This window comes from Streptomyces marinisediminis (genome assembly GCF_026262575.1).
GTDB lineage: Bacteria > Actinomycetota > Actinomycetes > Streptomycetales > Streptomycetaceae > Streptomyces > Streptomyces marinisediminis.
This window is the reverse complement of the sequence record NZ_JAPKFL010000017.1, coordinates 25073-40605: the sequence shown is the minus strand read 5'-3', so window position 1 is coordinate 40605 and position 15533 is coordinate 25073. Positions and strand designations below refer to the sequence as shown.

At 72.7% G+C, this 15533-nt stretch carries 15 protein-coding genes; 1 reads left to right on the top strand and 14 read right to left on the bottom strand.

Features of this window, described 5'->3' with window-relative positions:
• Positions 1-63: 63 nt before the first annotated feature.
• From tatC to OSB71_RS15500, 9 genes are all read right to left on the bottom strand, one after another.
• Positions 64-984: a twin-arginine translocase subunit TatC gene (tatC, locus tag OSB71_RS15540; protein ID WP_265948632.1), complete on the bottom strand. Its 921-nt coding sequence runs from the start codon at positions 982-984 to the stop codon at positions 64-66.
• Positions 985-1061: 77 nt separating this feature from the next.
• Positions 1062-1349, bottom strand: a complete 288-nt coding sequence (tatA, locus tag OSB71_RS15535; protein ID WP_265948631.1) for a Sec-independent protein translocase subunit TatA — start codon at positions 1347-1349, stop codon at positions 1062-1064.
• Positions 1350-1507: 158 nt separating this feature from the next.
• The gene (locus OSB71_RS15530; protein WP_265948629.1) at positions 1508-1711 is read right to left on the bottom strand and encodes a hypothetical protein; all 204 of its coding nucleotides are present in this window, start codon (positions 1709-1711) and stop codon (positions 1508-1510) included.
• A gap of 68 nt (positions 1712-1779) precedes the next feature.
• A complete protein-coding gene (locus tag OSB71_RS15525) occupies positions 1780-2739 on the bottom strand; it encodes a helix-turn-helix transcriptional regulator (protein WP_265948628.1) in 960 nt (319 codons plus the stop codon).
• A 17-nt stretch (positions 2740-2756) separates the two neighbouring features.
• Positions 2757-3707 carry a helix-turn-helix transcriptional regulator gene (locus tag OSB71_RS15520; RefSeq protein ID WP_265948626.1) on the bottom strand — a complete coding sequence of 317 codons (951 nt, stop codon included), beginning with the start codon at positions 3705-3707 and terminating at the stop codon, positions 2757-2759.
• A 138-nt stretch (positions 3708-3845) separates the two neighbouring features.
• Positions 3846-4220: an FKBP-type peptidyl-prolyl cis-trans isomerase gene (locus OSB71_RS15515; protein WP_265948625.1), complete on the bottom strand. Its 375-nt coding sequence runs from the start codon at positions 4218-4220 to the stop codon at positions 3846-3848.
• A 61-nt stretch (positions 4221-4281) separates the two neighbouring features.
• Complete coding sequence (locus tag OSB71_RS15510) at positions 4282-5286, bottom strand: FKBP-type peptidyl-prolyl cis-trans isomerase (RefSeq protein ID WP_265948624.1); 1005 nt, start codon at positions 5284-5286, stop codon at positions 4282-4284.
• Positions 5287-5422: 136 nt separating this feature from the next.
• Positions 5423-6784, bottom strand: coding sequence for a Pup--protein ligase (gene pafA / locus OSB71_RS15505; RefSeq protein ID WP_265948622.1), 1362 nt, complete (start codon positions 6782-6784; stop codon positions 5423-5425).
• A gap of 9 nt (positions 6785-6793) precedes the next feature.
• Positions 6794-8068: an MFS transporter gene (locus OSB71_RS15500; protein ID WP_265948621.1), complete on the bottom strand. Its 1275-nt coding sequence runs from the start codon at positions 8066-8068 to the stop codon at positions 6794-6796.
• 68 nt (positions 8069-8136) lie between these two features.
• Between OSB71_RS15500 and OSB71_RS15495 the strand changes: the two genes are divergently transcribed.
• A complete protein-coding gene (locus OSB71_RS15495) occupies positions 8137-9255 on the top strand; it encodes a LacI family DNA-binding transcriptional regulator (RefSeq protein ID WP_265948620.1) in 1119 nt (372 codons plus the stop codon).
• A 129-nt stretch (positions 9256-9384) separates the two neighbouring features.
• Here the strand turns inward: OSB71_RS15495 and prcA are convergent, their stop codons facing one another.
• From prcA to arc, 5 genes are all read right to left on the bottom strand, one after another.
• Entirely contained in the window at positions 9385-10170 is a 786-nt protein-coding gene (prcA, locus tag OSB71_RS15490) for a proteasome subunit alpha (protein WP_265948618.1), read from the bottom strand.
• Positions 10171-10208: 38 nt separating this feature from the next.
• Positions 10209-11054 carry a proteasome subunit beta gene (prcB, locus tag OSB71_RS15485; protein WP_265948617.1) on the bottom strand — a complete coding sequence of 282 codons (846 nt, stop codon included), beginning with the start codon at positions 11052-11054 and terminating at the stop codon, positions 10209-10211.
• A 353-nt stretch (positions 11055-11407) separates the two neighbouring features.
• Positions 11408-11626, bottom strand: a complete 219-nt coding sequence (locus OSB71_RS15475) for a ubiquitin-like protein Pup (protein ID WP_265948615.1) — start codon at positions 11624-11626, stop codon at positions 11408-11410.
• 168 nt (positions 11627-11794) lie between these two features.
• A complete protein-coding gene (gene dop, locus OSB71_RS15470; RefSeq protein WP_265948613.1) occupies positions 11795-13306 on the bottom strand; it encodes a depupylase/deamidase Dop in 1512 nt (503 codons plus the stop codon).
• A gap of 227 nt (positions 13307-13533) precedes the next feature.
• Complete coding sequence (arc, locus tag OSB71_RS15465; RefSeq protein WP_265948612.1) at positions 13534-15300, bottom strand: proteasome ATPase; 1767 nt, start codon at positions 15298-15300, stop codon at positions 13534-13536.
• Positions 15301-15533: the final 233 nt, after the last annotated feature.

The window sequence follows — 15533 nt, the reverse complement described above, 5'->3', positions numbered from 1 at the left end:
AGCCGGGCGAGCGGCGCGCGGCCCGTCACCGCCCCGCGAGGCGTCGTTCTGCGGGGCGTCGTCCTACGTGGCGTCGTCCATGCCGTCGCGGCGGGCGCCGTCGGGCTGCTCGGGGACCCGCGGCGCGGCGTTGACCGGCTCCGGGGTCAGGTCCAGCTCGGACGCCTCGTCGTCGGCCAGGTGGGCGTCCGGGTCGCGGGCGGCCCTGCGGCGGTCGTTGAGCAAGGCGAAGCCCACCGCGCCGAAGTACAGCGTGACGATCGGGACCGCGAGCACGAGCATCGACAGCGGGTCCGTCGGTGTGACCAGGGCGGAGAACACGGTGATGCCCAGTACCATGCCGCGCCACCAACCGATCATCCGGGCGCCGCTGAGGACCCCGCTCACGTTGAGCAGCACGAGCACCAGCGGGAGCTGGAAGGCCAGTCCGAAGGCCAGCACCAGCTTCACCGAGATGTCGATCATGTCGTCGACGCTGACGAGGGGCTGGGCGCTGTCCATGCTGAAGCTCAGCAGGATCGGGATCGCCTGGGGCAGCAGCCAGCGCGCGAGGAAGGCGCCGGCGAGGAAGAGCGGGGTGCCGAACACCACCGTCCAGACCGCGTACTTCTTCTCGTGCCGGTGCAGCCCGGGCGCGAGGAAGGCCCACACCTGGTACAGCCACACCGGCGCGGCGCCCACCAGCGCGGTGAGGAGGGCCACCTTGACGTAGGTGGTGAACGGGGACGTGAGGCCGACCTGGGTGAGCTCGGGGCACTTGTGCCCGAGCGCCGCGGCCTCCTCCTCGGTCTCACACAGCGGCAGCGGCGCGGTGATGAACTCGCCGATGTCCTTGGCGAAGAACAGGGCGACGACCATCAGCGGCACGATGGCCAAAAGCGCCTTGACCAAGCGGTTGCGCAGTTCGCGCAGATGCTCCACCAGGGGCATCCGGCCCTCGGGGTCCTTCGGGGCCTTGTTGGCTGTGCGGGCGGACTTGAGCAACCCACGTCCTCATCTCATGGGGCGGCGGCCCGCCCGGAGCGCGGCCGCCGTACAGGTGACTGGGTGAGCCGGTGCCGTCAGCCCTGCGCGGTGTGCCGGGGCTCGTCGACGGGGCGGGAGCTGGCGACGTCCCCCGGTGCCGCCTGGATGGTGCGCGGGGTGTGGGTCTCGGAGGTGTCGGCGGACTCGGCCCGCCCGGAGTCGGAGGAGCCGCCCTCCTTCTTCATCTGCGAGGCCTCGCTCTTGAGGATGCGCATCGACTTGCCCAGCGCGCGGGCGGTGTCGGGGAGCCGCTTGGCGCCGAAGATCAGCAGCACGAGCGCGATGATGATGACGAGCTGCCAGACGCCGATCTGACCAGGCATAAGTGCCTACCTTCTCACCGAGGCGATTGTGGTCCTGATGCGACCGCCGAACCGTCGCCGACTTCCGCACGGTACGTCATGGTAACGCTCGGGGGTGAACCGGCGGCAATCCCCGGGCGGCAGGGCGGTGGCGGCGTTCTGCGCGACGGGCGGCCGGGTCAGCGGCGGGTGAGCGCGCGGCTACGGCCCGCCAGCGGCAGGGCGGCCCGCTCCAGGTCCTCGGTGGCCCGCGCGATCCGCTCCGCGCTGTCCCCCACGGCCCGGGAGAACCGGCGCACCTGGAGCGCGACGCGGACGCCGAGCACCCCGAGGACGGCGGTGCCGCAGAAGGCGAGGGCGAGGAAGAACATCGGCCAGAGCATGGGGCGAGCGTAGTCCACCCGCTCCGCCCCGCCGCGGACGGGCGCGCACGCCAGCGCGCGCCCGTGGCTCACTCTCCGTACGCCGCCAGCGCGGCGCGGGCCGCCTCGCGGGCGCTCTCGGCCAGCTCGGGCGGGGCCGTGATCCGGCCGTCGGCCCCCAGCCGCAGCGCCAGGCGGCGCAGCGAGGCCGGGTCCGGCGTGCGCAGGGTGATGCGCAGGCCGCCGTCGGGCAGCTCCTCGGCGCTGTCGTGCGGCCAGTACTCGGCCACCCACCGGCCGCCCGGACCGACCTCCACCACCACCTCGGGGTCCTCGGCCGCCGGCTGCACCAGCCCGGCCGACAGGTCGCGCGGCGTCACCGGGGGCGGGTCGGCCGCCTCGTCGAGCAGCCGGATCTCCGCCACCCGGTCCAGCCGGAAGGTGCGGCGGGCCTCCGAGAGCCGGCACCAGGCCTCCAGATAGGTGTGGCCCAGCACGAACAGGCGGATGGGGTCGACCTCGCGCTCGGTCAGCTCGTCCCGGCCGGGCGAGTAGTAGCGCAGCCACAGCCTGCGCCGCTCGGCCATGGCCCGGTCGACGTCGGCGAAGACGCCGCCCTCGGACTCGAAGGTCACCGACAGCCGGGAGCTGGCGCGGGCGTTCTCCCCGGCCGCCTCCTCCAGCTTGGCCCCGGCGCGCAGCAGCGCCTCCCGGTCGCTGACGCGCAGCCCGGGCAGCGTGGCGACGGCCCGCGCGGCCACGAGCAGCGCGGTGGCCTCGTCGGCGGCCAGGCGCAGCGGCTGGCCGCCGGAGTCCACGGCGTCCGCGTTGTGCCACCAGATGTGCTCGCCGTCGGTGTCGATGTCCAGCAGGTCGCCGCCGCGGAAGCTGGTGCCGCACATCGGCAGCACCTGCAGGTCGGAGATCAGCTCGTCCTGGCTGATCCCGAAGGCGCGGGCCACCTCGTCCACGCGTGCGCCGGGGCGCTCGCGCAGGTAGGTCACCAGCGACAGCATGCGCCGGGTCTGGTCGATGGCGTTGGTCGCCACGTCCGGCCTCCTCCCCTTCAGCCCTTGGCGACGGCGCGCAGCCGCTCGACCGTCTCGGCCCGCAGCTCGGCGGGTTCCAGTACGACGACGTCGGGGCCGAACTCCGCGAGCCAGGCGTCCAGCCCGTGCCCGTAGGGGATCAGCAGCTCCTCCCACTCCCCGGCGTCCACCACCTCGGCGGCGCGGGCCCGCAGCGGGTAGCCGCAGCCCTTGCGCAGCCGGATGCGGGCCGTGGCCGTCGCGTGCTCCCCGGCCCGGCGCTCGACGGCCTCGCGCACCCGCACCTGGTCGGGCACGGGCACGGTGTAGGCGCCGGCGCGGGAGCGCACGGCCCCGGCGATGCGCGAGAGCCGGAAGACGCGTTCGCCCTGCCGGTCGCGGTCCCACCCGGCCAGGTACCAGTGGCCGCGCCAGCACTCCAGCGCCCACGGCTCGACGTGCCGCCTGACGGGCTGCGGCGAGTCGGACTTGCGGTAGGGGAAGACGACCGGGCGGCGGTCCCGGCAGGCCAGCATGAGCGGTTCGAAGGCCGCCTCCTGGGTGGGGATGCGGGGCTCCAGCGCGCCGGAGGCCCCGCGGTCCGCCTCGGCCTCCGGCATCCCGGCGGCGCGCAGCTTCTGCAGGGCCCCGCTGGCGGCGCCCGCGAGCCTGGCCTGCTGCCACACCCGGGCGGCCAGGCCCAGGGCGGCGGCCTCGGCCGGGTCGAAGGTGATGGGCGGGAGCTGGTTGTGGTCGCGGCGGGCCTGGTAGGCGGCCTCGCCGTCGACGTTCTCGCCGATGTCGATGATCAGGCCCAGTTCCCGCAGGTCGTCCTTGTCCCGCTCGAACATGCGGTTGAAGGCGTCGTCGCTCGCGGCTTCCAGGTAGGCCTCGATGGAGGAACGCAGCTCGCGCTTGGTCAGCGGCCGCCGGGTGCCCAGCAGGCACAGCGCCAGGTTCATCAGCCGCTCGGCCTTCGCAATGGCCATCGACGCCCTCTTCTCTTTCCCCACTCCCGGGGCACGACGGTACCGCTCGGCCGCACGGTGGTCCAAACGCGCCCGGGCCCCGCGCCCTTGGGGGACGCGGGGCCCGGTGCCGCGCGGCGCGGAGCGCGAGGGGACCCGTCAGACGGAGACGAGGTCGCAGACGAAGATCAGCGTCTCGCCCGGGGCGATGCGGCCGCCCCCGGCGCCGTGGTCGCCGTAGGCGAGGTGGGCGGGGATGGTCAGCCGGCGGCGGCCGCCGACCTTCATGCCCTGGACGCCCTGGTCCCAGCCGGGGATGACCTGCCCGGCGCCGAGCTGGAACTGCAGCGGCTTGCCGCGGTTCCAGGAGGCGTCGAACTCCTCACCGGTGCTGAAGGCCACGCCGACGTAGTGCACGGAGACGGTGTCCCCGGCCTTGGCGACCGGCCCGTCCCCCTCCCAGATGTCGACGATGTCGAGGTCGGTCGGGGCCGGGCCCTCGGGGAAGTCGACCTCGGGCTTGTCGATGTTCACGAAAAACTGCTCCTTCTGCCACTAGCGGGCTGCTCGGGGACCGCGGCGGCCGCGGCCGCCGTCAGACGGCGGGGAGGGCGAGGATGTCCACGCTGAACACGAGCGTGGCGCCCCCCGGAATGCCGGGCGAGCCCTCCTCACCGTATCCCAGCTCGGGTGGGATCACGATCATCACCCGGCTGCCCGCCTTCTTCCCGGTCAGCCCCTGCGACCAGCCCTGGACGACCTGGTCCAGCCGGAACTGGGTGATCTGGTCGCGGGCGTAGGTGGAGTCGAACTCCTCGCCGTTGTCCCACAGCACGCCCTTGTACTGCACGAGGACGGCGTCGGACTCCTGCACCTCGGGCCCGTCGCCCTCGATGACGTAGGCGGACGCCAGCTCCTTGGGCGGCTCGGCGTCGGGCACCTCGATGGCGGGCGCCTTGCCGTCGGTGTTCGTGCCGACGGTGGGCAGGCCGGCGTCCTCCTGGGGCACCTTCTCGCCCTGCGCGGAGCTGCCGCTGTTGAAGGTGCCGTGCACGTCCATGACGAAGACCAGCGTGTCGTCGCCCTCGATGACGCCGCGCCCGTCGCCCTCCTCGCCGTAGCCGTACTCGGGCGGGACGGACATCAGCACCCGGCTGCCGACCTGCTGGCCCACCATGACCTCGTCCCAGGCCGGGATGAGCTGGCCGGTGCCGATGGGGAAGACGGCCGGCCGGCCGCGGTCGAAGGAGTTGTCGAAGACCTCCGCGGTGTCCCAGAACTGGCCCAGGTAGCCGACCTGGAGCATGTCGCCCTGGGCGACCTTCGCCCCGGCGCCGGCCACCACCACCTGGACGGCGACCTCGGTGGAGGGGTCGCCCTCGCCCTTGGCGACGGTGGGCTTCCGGCCGAACTCCCGGCCGTCGGTGATCTCCGGCAGCGGCCCGTCCGTGATCGGGATGCCGGACGTGGGCTGCGGGCTCCCGGACGGGGAGGAGCTCACGGTGGCGCCGCCGTCGTCACCGCCCCCGTCGCCGTTGCCACAGGCGGCGAGGGTGAGCAGACCGGCAGGGAGGGCTAGGAGTACGGAGCGTCGGCGCACGGCGGTCCTCGTTCGGTTGGGGGGTGCTTGGGTCACCGGAAGGCGGTGCGCGCCACTCTACGTGCAGAACAGGGCCCGCACGGAAGGCCGTGCGAGCCCTGTTTCCGCGGGCGGTGGCGCCCTTCCCCCGGCCGCCTCACATCCCCGCGATGAGCTTCTCCACCCGCTCGTCCACCGAGCGGAACGGGTCCTTGCACAGCACCGTGCGCTGCGCCTGGTCGTTGAGCTTGAGGTGCACCCAGTCCACCGTGAAGTCGCGGCGCTGCTCCTGGGCCCGCCGGATGAAGTCGCCGCGCAGCCGCGCCCGGGTGGTCTGCGGGGGCACCGTCTTGCCCTCGAAGATGCGCAGGTCGTCGCAGACCCGCTGGGCGCGCCCGTTGCGCTCCAGCAGGTAGTACAGGCCGCGCCTGCGGTGGATGTCGTGGTAGGCGAGGTCTATCTGGGCGATCCGCGGGTGGGACATGGTGATGTCGTGCTTGGCCCGGTAGCGGTCCAGGAGCTGGTACTTCATCACCCAGTCGATCTCGGTGTTGACGCGGTCCAGCTCCTGCTCGCGCACGGCCTCCAGGGTGCGGCCCCACAGCTCCAGGACCTGTGCCACCACCCCGGTGCGGATGCCGCGCCGGTCGCAGAAGTCGGACGCCTTGTCGAAGTACTCCTGCTGCACCTCCAGCGCGGAGGCCTCGCGCCCGCTGGCCAGGCGCACCTTGCGCTGCCCGGTGACGTCGTGGCTCACCTCGCGGATGGCCCGGATCGGGTTCTCCAGGGTGAGGTCGCGCATCACCGTGCCGGCCTCGATCATGCGCAGCACCAGGTCGGTGGCGCCGACCTTGAGCAGCATCGTCGTCTCGGACATGTTGGAGTCGCCGACGATGACGTGCAGGCGCCGGTAGCGCTCGGCGTCGGCGTGCGGCTCGTCGCGGGTGTTGATGATGGGCCGCGAGCGCGTCGTCGCGGAGCTGACGCCCTCCCAGATGTGCTCGGCGCGCTGGCTGACGCAGTAGACCGCGCCGCGCGGGGTCTGCAGGACCTTGCCCGCGCCGCAGATGAGCTGGCGGGTGACGAGGAAGGGGATCAGGACGTCCGCGAGGCGGGAGAACTCGCCGTGCCGGGCCACCAGGTAGTTCTCGTGGCAGCCGTAGGAGTTCCCCGCCGAGTCGGTGTTGTTCTTGAACAGGTAGACGTCGCCGGCGATGCCCTCCTCGTGCAGCCGGCGCTCGGCGTCCACGAGCAGCCCCTCGAGGATGCGCTCGCCGGACTTGTCGTGGGTGATCAACTCCACCACGTTGTCGCATTCGGGAGTGGCGTACTCCGGGTGCGAGCCCACGTCGAGGTAGAGCCGGGCCCCGTTGCGGAGGAAGACGTTGCTGCTGCGGCCCCAGGACACGACACGGCGGAAGAGGTACCGCGCCACTTCGTCAGGGGACAGGCGCCGCTGCCCCCGGAACGTGCATGTGACGCCGTACTCGTTCTCCAGCCCGAAGATTCGGCGATCCATGCATGAACATTACGCCTGATGCCCGGTTCTGAAACCGGCTTCACCCGCACCGTTTCGATCATTTTCCCCGTCCGGCGCCGCGGCGACCGGCTCGGCGGCCCGGGCCCGGGGCTCGCCCATCGCGCGCCGTGTGGCCAGCAGGACCAGCAGCGCGGCGCATCCGGCGGCACCGGGGACGAGGAAACCGCCGGCCGGGCCGCGCCACTCGATCGCCGGGCCGACCACGGCGGTGCCCAGGGCCGCGCCGACGCCGAAGACCGTCACCAGCCAGGAGAACGCCTCGGTGACCGTGCCGCGCGGGGCGTGCCGGTCCACGACGACGAAGGCGCAGGTCAGCGCGGGCGCCAGGAAGAGTCCGGCGAAGCAGGCCAGCACGGTCATGGTGACCGGGCCCGGCACGAGCGCCAGCGGCAGGTAGCCCACGGCCAGCAGCGCCACGATGCGGCGCAGCCGGGGTTCGGGCGCCCCCGGCCAGGGGCGGGCCCCGTAGGCCAGGCCGCCGACCAGGGCACCGAACCCGATCCCCGACATGATCAGCGCGTACACCAGGTCGCCGCCGTTGCCGTCGTCGGAGTAGGCCACCGCGGCCACGGTGATCGATCCGAGCGCGACGCCGACGCACAGGAAGCTGCCGAGGAGCGAGAGCAGGCCCGGCGAGCGCAGGGCCCCCAGCCAGTGCGCCTCGCGCGGCGCGCTGCGCCAGGACCGCGACGGCGCGGAGACCACCACCGACAGCGCGCCCAGCACCCCGACGGCGTTGATCGCCAGCAGCGCGCCCGCCTCCGACCACACCGCCACGGAGGCCGTCACCAGCAGCGGGCCGACGGTGAACATGACCTCCTGGGCCACCGAGTCCAGCGCGTAGGCGGTGTGCACCCGCTCCTGCCGCCCCAGCACGCTCGGCCACAGGGCGCGCAGGCCGCCCTCCAGCGGGGGCGTGGCCAGCCCGGCCACCAGGACGGCCGCGGCGGCCAGGGGCAGCGGATCGATGCCGACCACGGCGAAGGCCGCCATGCCCAGCGCGGAGGCCAGGGCGGCGGGCAGCATGACGCGCGGCTGCCCGAAGAGGTCGACGGCGCGGCCGAGCAAGGGCTGGCCGACGGCCGTTGCGAGCCCGTAGACGGTCGCCAGCACGCCCGCCAGCGTGTAGCTCGCCCCCTCGGAGCGGGCGAAGAGCACGATGGCGATGTGCGCGGTGGCGTTGGGCAGGCGCCCCACCAGCGTGCCGGTCAGGAGCCGCACGGCGTGCTTGGCGCGCAGCAGCTCGGTGTAACCCGTCGCCATGCGGCGGCTCCTTCAGGTTCATCAGTCAGGCATCAGTTTTACGTATAACCTTCGGCAGCATACGTACCATGTCCGCTGTCCGCGCGTCCATCCCGACGGGAGAGCACACCGCCGTGCCCCACGCCCAGCCCCGGCCCACCAGCCGCGACGTCGCACGCGCCGCCGGGGTCTCCCAGGCGACGGTCTCCCTGGTCCTGCGCGGGAAGTGGCACGGGCGGGTCGCCCCGGGCACCGCCGAGACGGTGCGCGCGGCCGCCCGCGAGCTGGGCTACCGGCCCAACGTGGCCGCCCGGGACCTGCGGCTGGGCCGCCGCAGGACCGTGCTGCTGGTGGTGCCCGCGCTCACCAACGAGTTCTTCGCCCGCGTCTACACCGGGGCGGCGCGTGCCGCCGCCGAGCGCGACGTGGGCGTGGTGCTCTACCCCTCGCCCGAGGGGCTCGGCCCGGCGCGCGACCCGTTCGAGTCGGCACGCGCCACGCTGGACGGCGTCATCGCCTCCTCGATGGCCCCGCACGCCCTGGCGGCCCTGCACGACGGCGGCCTGCCGCTGGTCATGCTCGACAGCAGCCCCGAGGACACTCCGGCCGCCGCGACGGTCAACCTGGACCTCGCCGACGGGATGCGGCAGGTCGCCGCCCACCTGCTCGGCCTGGGCCACCGGCACCTGGCGCACCTCACGGCGGGCGTGGAGAGCTGGACGTTCGCCCTGCGCGCCCGGGCGCTGGACGCGACGCTCGCCTCCGCGCCGGGGGTGCGGCTGACCCGGGTCCCCGCGGCGGAGCTCAGCGTGACCGGCGGCCTGCGTACCGCCGAGCGCCTCCTGGGGGGCGAACCCCGGCCCACGGCGGTGGTCTGCGACGACGACCTGCTGGCGGCCGGGGCCTGCAAGGCGGCCCGGCGGCTGGGCCTGCGCGTCCCCGAGGACGTCTCCGTCACCGGGTGCGACGACCTCTCCCTGGCCACGGCGGTGGAGCCGGAGCTGACCACCGTCCGCCTGCCCGCCGAGGACTTCGGCGCGGCCGGCATGCGCGCCCTGCTGGCCGTCCTCGACGCGCACCCCGCCGACACGCGCCCGCTCCCGGTGCGCCTGCTGCCGCGCGCGTCCAGCGGCCCCGCGCCGCGCACCGGCGGAACGGCGGCGCCGGGGGCCGCGCCCCGCAGCGGCGGGGCCGCCGGGCGCTCCTGACGCCCGGCGGGCGCCGCCCGGGCGCCACCGAGCGCGCGGCCCCGCACCGCGGCCGGACACGGCGGCGCCCCGGCGGCGTCCGCTGACGCCTGCCGGGGCACCGTGCGCCGGGGCCGGAGCGCGGCCGGGTCAGGGCCGCGGGTCGGAGCCGGAGTCGGGCGAGTCGCCCGAGGCGTCCGGCTCAGGGCCGGGCTCGGCGGCGGGCCGGGCCGCCGGGGACTCCTCCAGCAACCGCGTCAACTGCGTGCCGAGGACCCGCTTGAACTTGCGCTGCTGCGGCCGCGTGCGGTCCAGCACGGCGACCTCAAGCTGGTCGGCGGTGAGCGTGCGCTCCCCGCCTCCGGTGTCGCGGCCGAGCGCCTCCACCGCCAGCCGCAGCGCTTCGCCGAGCGTCATGTCGTCGCGCTGACGCTCGTCGAGGTAGCTGCCGATCTGGTCGGAGTTGCCGCCGACGGCCACCGAGCCGTGCTCGTCGACGATCGACCCGTCGTGCGGCAGGCGGTAGATCTGGTCGTCGGCACCGGCCGCGCCCACCTCGGCGACGATCAGCTCCACCTCGTAGGGCTTGTCGCCCGCGCTGGAGAAGATCGTGCCCAGCGTCTGGGCGTAGACGTTGGCCAGGCCCCGGGCGGTGACGTCCTCCCGGTGGTAGGTGTAGCCGCGCAGGTCGGCGTAGCGGACGCCGCCGATGCGCAGGTTCTCGAACTCGTTGTACTTGCCGACCGCGGCGAAGGCGATGCGGTCGTAGATCTCGCTGACTTTGTGCAGCGCGCGCGAGGGGTTCTCCGCGACGAACACGATGCCGTCGGCGTACTGCAGCACCACCACGCTGCGGCCGCGCGCGATGCCCTTGCGGGCGTACTCGGCGCGGTCGGCCATGGCCTGCTGGGGCGAGACATAGAACGGCGTGGACACCGGCGTTCCTCTTCCTTCCTGGGGCGTGGGCCCTGGCTTCAGACGACCGGGGCCTGCGGCCCGTCGGGGTGCTGCAGACGGCCCTCGTGGATCGTCTGGGCGACGCCGGAGACCTCCGCCTCCGGCAGCCGCCGGTACCCCTCGTCGTTGATCACGGCGACCACCGGGTAGATCCGCCGGACCAGGTCGGGGCCGCCGGTCGCGGAGTCGTCGTCGGCGGCGTCGTACAGGGCCTGCACCGCGACGGTGGCGGCCTGCTCCTCGCTGAGATCCGCGCGGTACAGCTTCTTCAGCGAACCGCGGGCGAAGACCGAACCGGAGCCGACGGCCGCGAAGCCCGGCTCCTCGGAGCGGCCGCCGGTGATGTCGTAGGAGAAGATCCGGCCCTTGTCGCGGTCCGGGTCGTACCCGGCGAACAGCGGCACGACGGCGAGGCCCTGCATGGCCATGCCCAGGTTGCTGCGGATCATCGTGGAGAGCCGGTTGGCCTTGCCCTCCAGGGAGAGCTGGGCGCCCTCGACCTTCTCGAAGTGCTCCAGCTCCAGTTGGAAGAGCTTGACCATCTCCACCGCCAGCCCCGCGGTACCGGCGATCCCGACCGCCGAGAACTCGTCGGCGGGGAAGACCTTCTCGATGTCGCGCTGCGCGATCATGTTGCCCATCGTCGCCCGGCGGTCGCCCGCGAGCACCACGCCGCCGGGGTACGTCGCCGCGACGATCGTCGTGCCGTGCGGCGCCTCCAGGGCGCCCTTGACCGGCGGCAGCGGGCGGTTGCCCGGTAGCTGGTCCGGCGCGTGCGTGGACAGGAAGTCCATGAACGAGGACGAGCCCGGCGTCAGGAAGGCGGCCGGCAGACGCCCGGTGTCACGAGTGTTGGCTTCCACGCGTTTCCTTCCAGGTATGCGGCCGCCCGCCCCTCGGCGTCCGGCCGGTCCTTGAAACAGCCCCAACCCTGCGGTGCAGCTGAAGCACACTACGCACCGGACCTTACCCGCCAGATGATCGTGATCCACCTGCTCGGGCCCGCCGGCCTCGCGCCCGGCGCGCGCCCGGGCCACGGGGGGGGCGCCCGGGGAGCCGACCGGGCGGGCGCGCGGAGCACCGCTGCCGGTGGTGCGCCACGTGGGCACCACCGGCAGCCGGCCGGTCCTCCGCCGCTCGGCGCCGGGTCAGGGACGCCGGGCGGCCGGGGCGTGCCGCGCCGGTGACGCCCGGCGCGGCACGCGGGGTCGCGCCCTCACTCCCCGCCCTTCTGCACGAAGGACTTCACGAAGTCCTCGGCGTTCTCCTCCAGCACGTCGTCGATCTCGTCCAAAACCGCGTCGACGTCGTCCGAGAGCGCCTCCTGGCGCTCCTTGAGGTCCTCCGAAGCCTGCGCCTCCGACGCCTGCTCCTCGGTCTCCTCCGTCGCCCGCGTGGCCTTCTGCTGTCCGCCGCCGGTGTCCTTGGTAGCCATGCACCTCACCCCGCTCCGATTCGACGCTCAAGATCAGACCCTACTCGCAGGGACTGACATCGGCCCTTCAGTTGCTCTAACGCCCGGGAGCCACCCCGATGATTCCCCCGAATCCGGCGTGTTTACCAGTGCTCGTTCGGCGGCTTCGCCCGGCCCGCGCGCCCCCGCTCACTTCGCCGACAGCGCCCGGACCAGCTCCTCGGCCGTGCGGCAGCGGTCCAGCAGGTCCTGCACGTGCTGCCGGGTGCCCCGCAGGGGCTCCAGCGTGGGGACGCGCTGGAGGGAGTCCCGGCCGGGCAGGTCGAAGATCACCGAGTCCCAGGAGGCCGCGGCCACGTGGTCGGCGTACTGCTCCAGGCAGCGGCCGCGGAAGTAGGCGCGGGTGTCCTCCGGAGGCTGGTGCCTGGCCCGCCGCACGTCCGCCTCGTCCAGCAGGCGCGTCATCTTGCCGCGGGCCGCCAGCCGGTTGTAGAGGCCCTTGTCGGGCCGCACGTCGGCGTACTGGAGGTCGACCAGGTGCAGGCGCGCGGCGTCCCAGTCCAGGTCGTCCCGCCGCCGGTAGCCCTCCAGGAGCTCCCGCTTGGCCACCCAGTCCAGCTCCCCGGCCAGGCTCATCGGGTCCCGCTCCAGCCGGGTGAGCACGTCCTCCCACCGGGTGAGGACGTCGGTGGTCTGCTCGTCGGCGTCCGCACCGTAGCGCTCCTCGACGTACTTGCGGGCCAGCTCGTAGTACTCCATCTGGAGCTGTACCGCGGTGAGCGTCCGACCGTTGCGCAGCGTGACGAGCCGGCGCAGGCCCGGGTCGTGGCTGACCTGGTGCAGCGTGCGCACGGGCTGGTCGACGGCGAGGTCGACGGCGATGAAGCCGTCCTCGATCATGGACAGCACCAGCGAGGTGGTGCCGAGCTTGAGGTAGGTGGAGATCTCCGAGAGGTTCGCGTCGCCGATGATCACGTGGAGCCTGCGGTACTTCTCGGCGTCGGAGTGCGGCTCGTCCCGGGTGTTGATGATGGGGCGCTTGAGCGTCGTCTCCAGCCCGACCTCGACCTCGAAGTAGTCGGCGCGCTGGCTGAGCTGGAAGCCGTGCTCACCGCCGTCCTGACCCAGCCCGACGCGGCCGGCGCCGGTGATCACCTGGCGGGAGACGAAGAACGGCGTCAGGTGCCGCACGATGTCCGCGAACGGGGTCTCCCGCGTCATCAGGTAGTTCTCGTGCGTGCCGTAGGAGGCGCCCTTGTTGTCGGTGTTGTTCTTGTACAGGTGGATGGGCTGGGCGCCGGGCACCTCGGCGGCGCGCTCGGCCGCCTCGGCCATGATCCGCTCACCCGCCTTGTCCCAGAGCACCGCGTCCCGCGGGTTGGTGACCTCCGGCGCGCTGTACTCGGGGTGGGCGTGGTCGACGTACAGGCGGGCGCCGTTGGTGAGGATGACGTTCGCCAGGCCGATGTCCTCGTCCGTGAGCTGGCTGGCGTCGGCGGCCTCCCGGGCGAGGTCGAAGCCGCGCGCGTCCCGCAGCGGGTTCTCCTCCTCGAAGTCCCAGCGGGCGCGGCGCGCCCGGTGCATCGCCGCCGCGTAGGCGTTGACGACCTGGGACGAGGTGAGCATGGCATTGGCGTTGGGGTGCCCGGGGACGGAGATCCCGTACTCCGTCTCGATGCCCATCACGCGCCGTACGGTCATGCGGCCCTCCTTGCCGACGCCGGCCGTCGCCCGGCCGGCGCTCACGTCCCGCGCATCCGCCCGTCTGCGGTACCCGCCGCACCGCGCGGGGCGCCAGTAGCCCCGAGCCTAGGGGGACGCCGGTGCGGGCGGGAGTCCGAGACGACAGGCGGACCGCGGTCGCGTCCGTCGGAAACGATCCGGCTGCGGCACCCCCGCGGGGCTGCCGCAGCCGGACGGTGTCCTCACTACAGGTACTGACCGGTGTTCGCCACCGTGTCGATGGAGCGCCCGGTGTCCGCGCCCTGCTTTCCGGTGACGAGGGTGCGGATGAACACGATCCGCTCCCCCTTCTTGCCGGAGATGCGGGCCCAGTCGTCCGGGTTTGTGGTGTTGGGCAGGTCCTCGTTCTCCTTGAACTCGTCCACGCACGCGGCGAGCAGGTGGGAGACGCGCAGACCCTTCTGGTCGTGGTCGAGGAAGGCCTTGATCGCCATCTTCTTCGCCCGGTCCACGATGTTCTGGATCATGGCCCCGGAGTTGAAGTCCTTGAAGTAGAGGACCTCCTTGTCACCGTTGGCGTAGGTGACCTCCAGGAAGCGGTTCTCCTCGGACTCCGCGTACATCTGCTCCACGACCGACTGGATCATGCCGGCGACGGCCGCCTTGGCGTCTTGGCCGTGCTCGGCCAGGTCCTCGGTGTGGATCGGCAGGGAGGAGGTGAGGTACTTGGAGAAGATGTCCTTGGCCGCCTCGGCGTCCGGACGCTCGATCTTGATCTTCACGTCCAGGCGGCCCGGGCGCAGAATCGCCGGGTCGATCATGTCCTCGCGGTTGGAGGCGCCGATGACGATGACGTTCTCCAGGCCCTCCACGCCGTCGATCTCGGACAGGAGCTGCGGGACGATGGTGTTCTCCACGTCCGAGCTGACCCCGGAGCCACGGGTGCGGAAGAGCGAGTCCATCTCGTCGAAGAAGACGATGACGGGCGTGCCCTCGCCCGCCTTCTCCCGGGCCCGCTGGAAGACCAGGCGGATGTGCCGCTCGGTCTCGCCGACGTACTTGTTGAGCAGCTCGGGGCCCTTGATGTTGAGGAAGAAGCTCTTGCCGGCGGGCTTGCCGGTGACCTCGGCGACCTTCTTGGCCAGCGAGTTGGCGACCGCCTTGGCGATGAGCGTCTTGCCGCAGCCGGGCGGGCCGTAGAGCAGGACGCCCTTGGGCGGGCGCAGCTCGTGCTCTTTGAACAGGTCGGGATAGAGGTAGGGCAGTTCGACCGCGTCCCGGATCAGCTCGATCTGGCCGCCCAGACCGCCGATCTTGGCGTAGTCGATGTCCGGCACCTCTTCGAGTACCAGCTCCTCGACCTCGCTCTTGGGCACGACCTCGTAGACGTAGCCGGATCGGGACTCCAGCAGCAGGGCGTCACCGGCGCGCAGCGTGGCTCGCATGAGCGGCTCGGCCAGCCGCACCACCCGCTCCTCGTCGGTGTGCCCCACCACCAGGGCGCGCTCGCCGTCCTCAAGGACCTCCTTGAGGGTGACGATGTCTCCCGCACGCTCGAACTCCATGGCGTCGACCACGTTGAGCGCCTCGTTGAGCATGACCTCCTGGCCGCGCCGCAGGTCACCGAGCTCGACGCTGGGGCTCACGTTCACCCGCAGCTTGCGGCCGCCGGTGAAGATGTCGGCCGTGCCGTCCTCGTTGGCCTGTAGGAAGACGCCGAAGCCGGCGGGCGGCTGGGCCAGCCGGTCGACCTCCTCCTTGAGCGCCACGATCTGGTCGCGCGCCTCGCGCAGCGTGCCGGCCAGCCGCTCGTTCTGCGCCGAGACGCCGGCCAGGTTGGTCTGGAGCTCGACGATCCGCTCCTCGAGAATCCGAGTGTGCCGCGGAGAGTCGGCGAGCTTGCGGCGCAGGACGGCGATCTCCTGCTCCAGATAGGCCACCTGGTCGGCAGGGTCTTCCGATCCCCGAACCGGCCGGGAGCCGCGGTTGATGTCGTCGTCGTGGGCTGCCACGGTCCTCACCTCCTCTGGGGGGAGCTGGACGCTTCCTGACCCTACCTGTGCCCGTGGGGGTTGAAACCCCTAGATCACAAACACGGTCAGGGTGTGTCTGATCTTCACCCTTGCGCGCTCCCTCACGCCAAGGGGATACCCACCCGTCAAACATCGTCCCGTCACCGGCGGTATCGTCTCACTGGTCAACGGCCGTGAGGGCTGGCGCCCGTGAGGTTCACGTACGCAGGAAT

Coding starts and splice junctions, on each gene's coding strand:
- OSB71_RS15495 (WP_265948620.1), top strand. CDS start 8,137: ATGTCCGCTGTCCGCGCGTCCATCCCGACGGGAGAGCACACCGCCGTG.
- pafA (WP_265948622.1), bottom strand. CDS start 6,784: ATGGATCGCCGAATCTTCGGGCTGGAGAACGAGTACGGCGTCACATGC.
- OSB71_RS15500 (WP_265948621.1), bottom strand. CDS start 8,068: ATGGCGACGGGTTACACCGAGCTGCTGCGCGCCAAGCACGCCGTGCGG.
- tatA (WP_265948631.1), bottom strand. CDS start 1,349: ATGCCTGGTCAGATCGGCGTCTGGCAGCTCGTCATCATCATCGCGCTC.
- OSB71_RS15475 (WP_265948615.1), bottom strand. CDS start 11,626: ATGGCTACCAAGGACACCGGCGGCGGACAGCAGAAGGCCACGCGGGCG.
- OSB71_RS15520 (WP_265948626.1), bottom strand. CDS start 3,707: ATGGCCATTGCGAAGGCCGAGCGGCTGATGAACCTGGCGCTGTGCCTG.
- dop (WP_265948613.1), bottom strand. CDS start 13,306: ATGACCGTACGGCGCGTGATGGGCATCGAGACGGAGTACGGGATCTCC.
- OSB71_RS15530 (WP_265948629.1), bottom strand. CDS start 1,711: ATGCTCTGGCCGATGTTCTTCCTCGCCCTCGCCTTCTGCGGCACCGCC.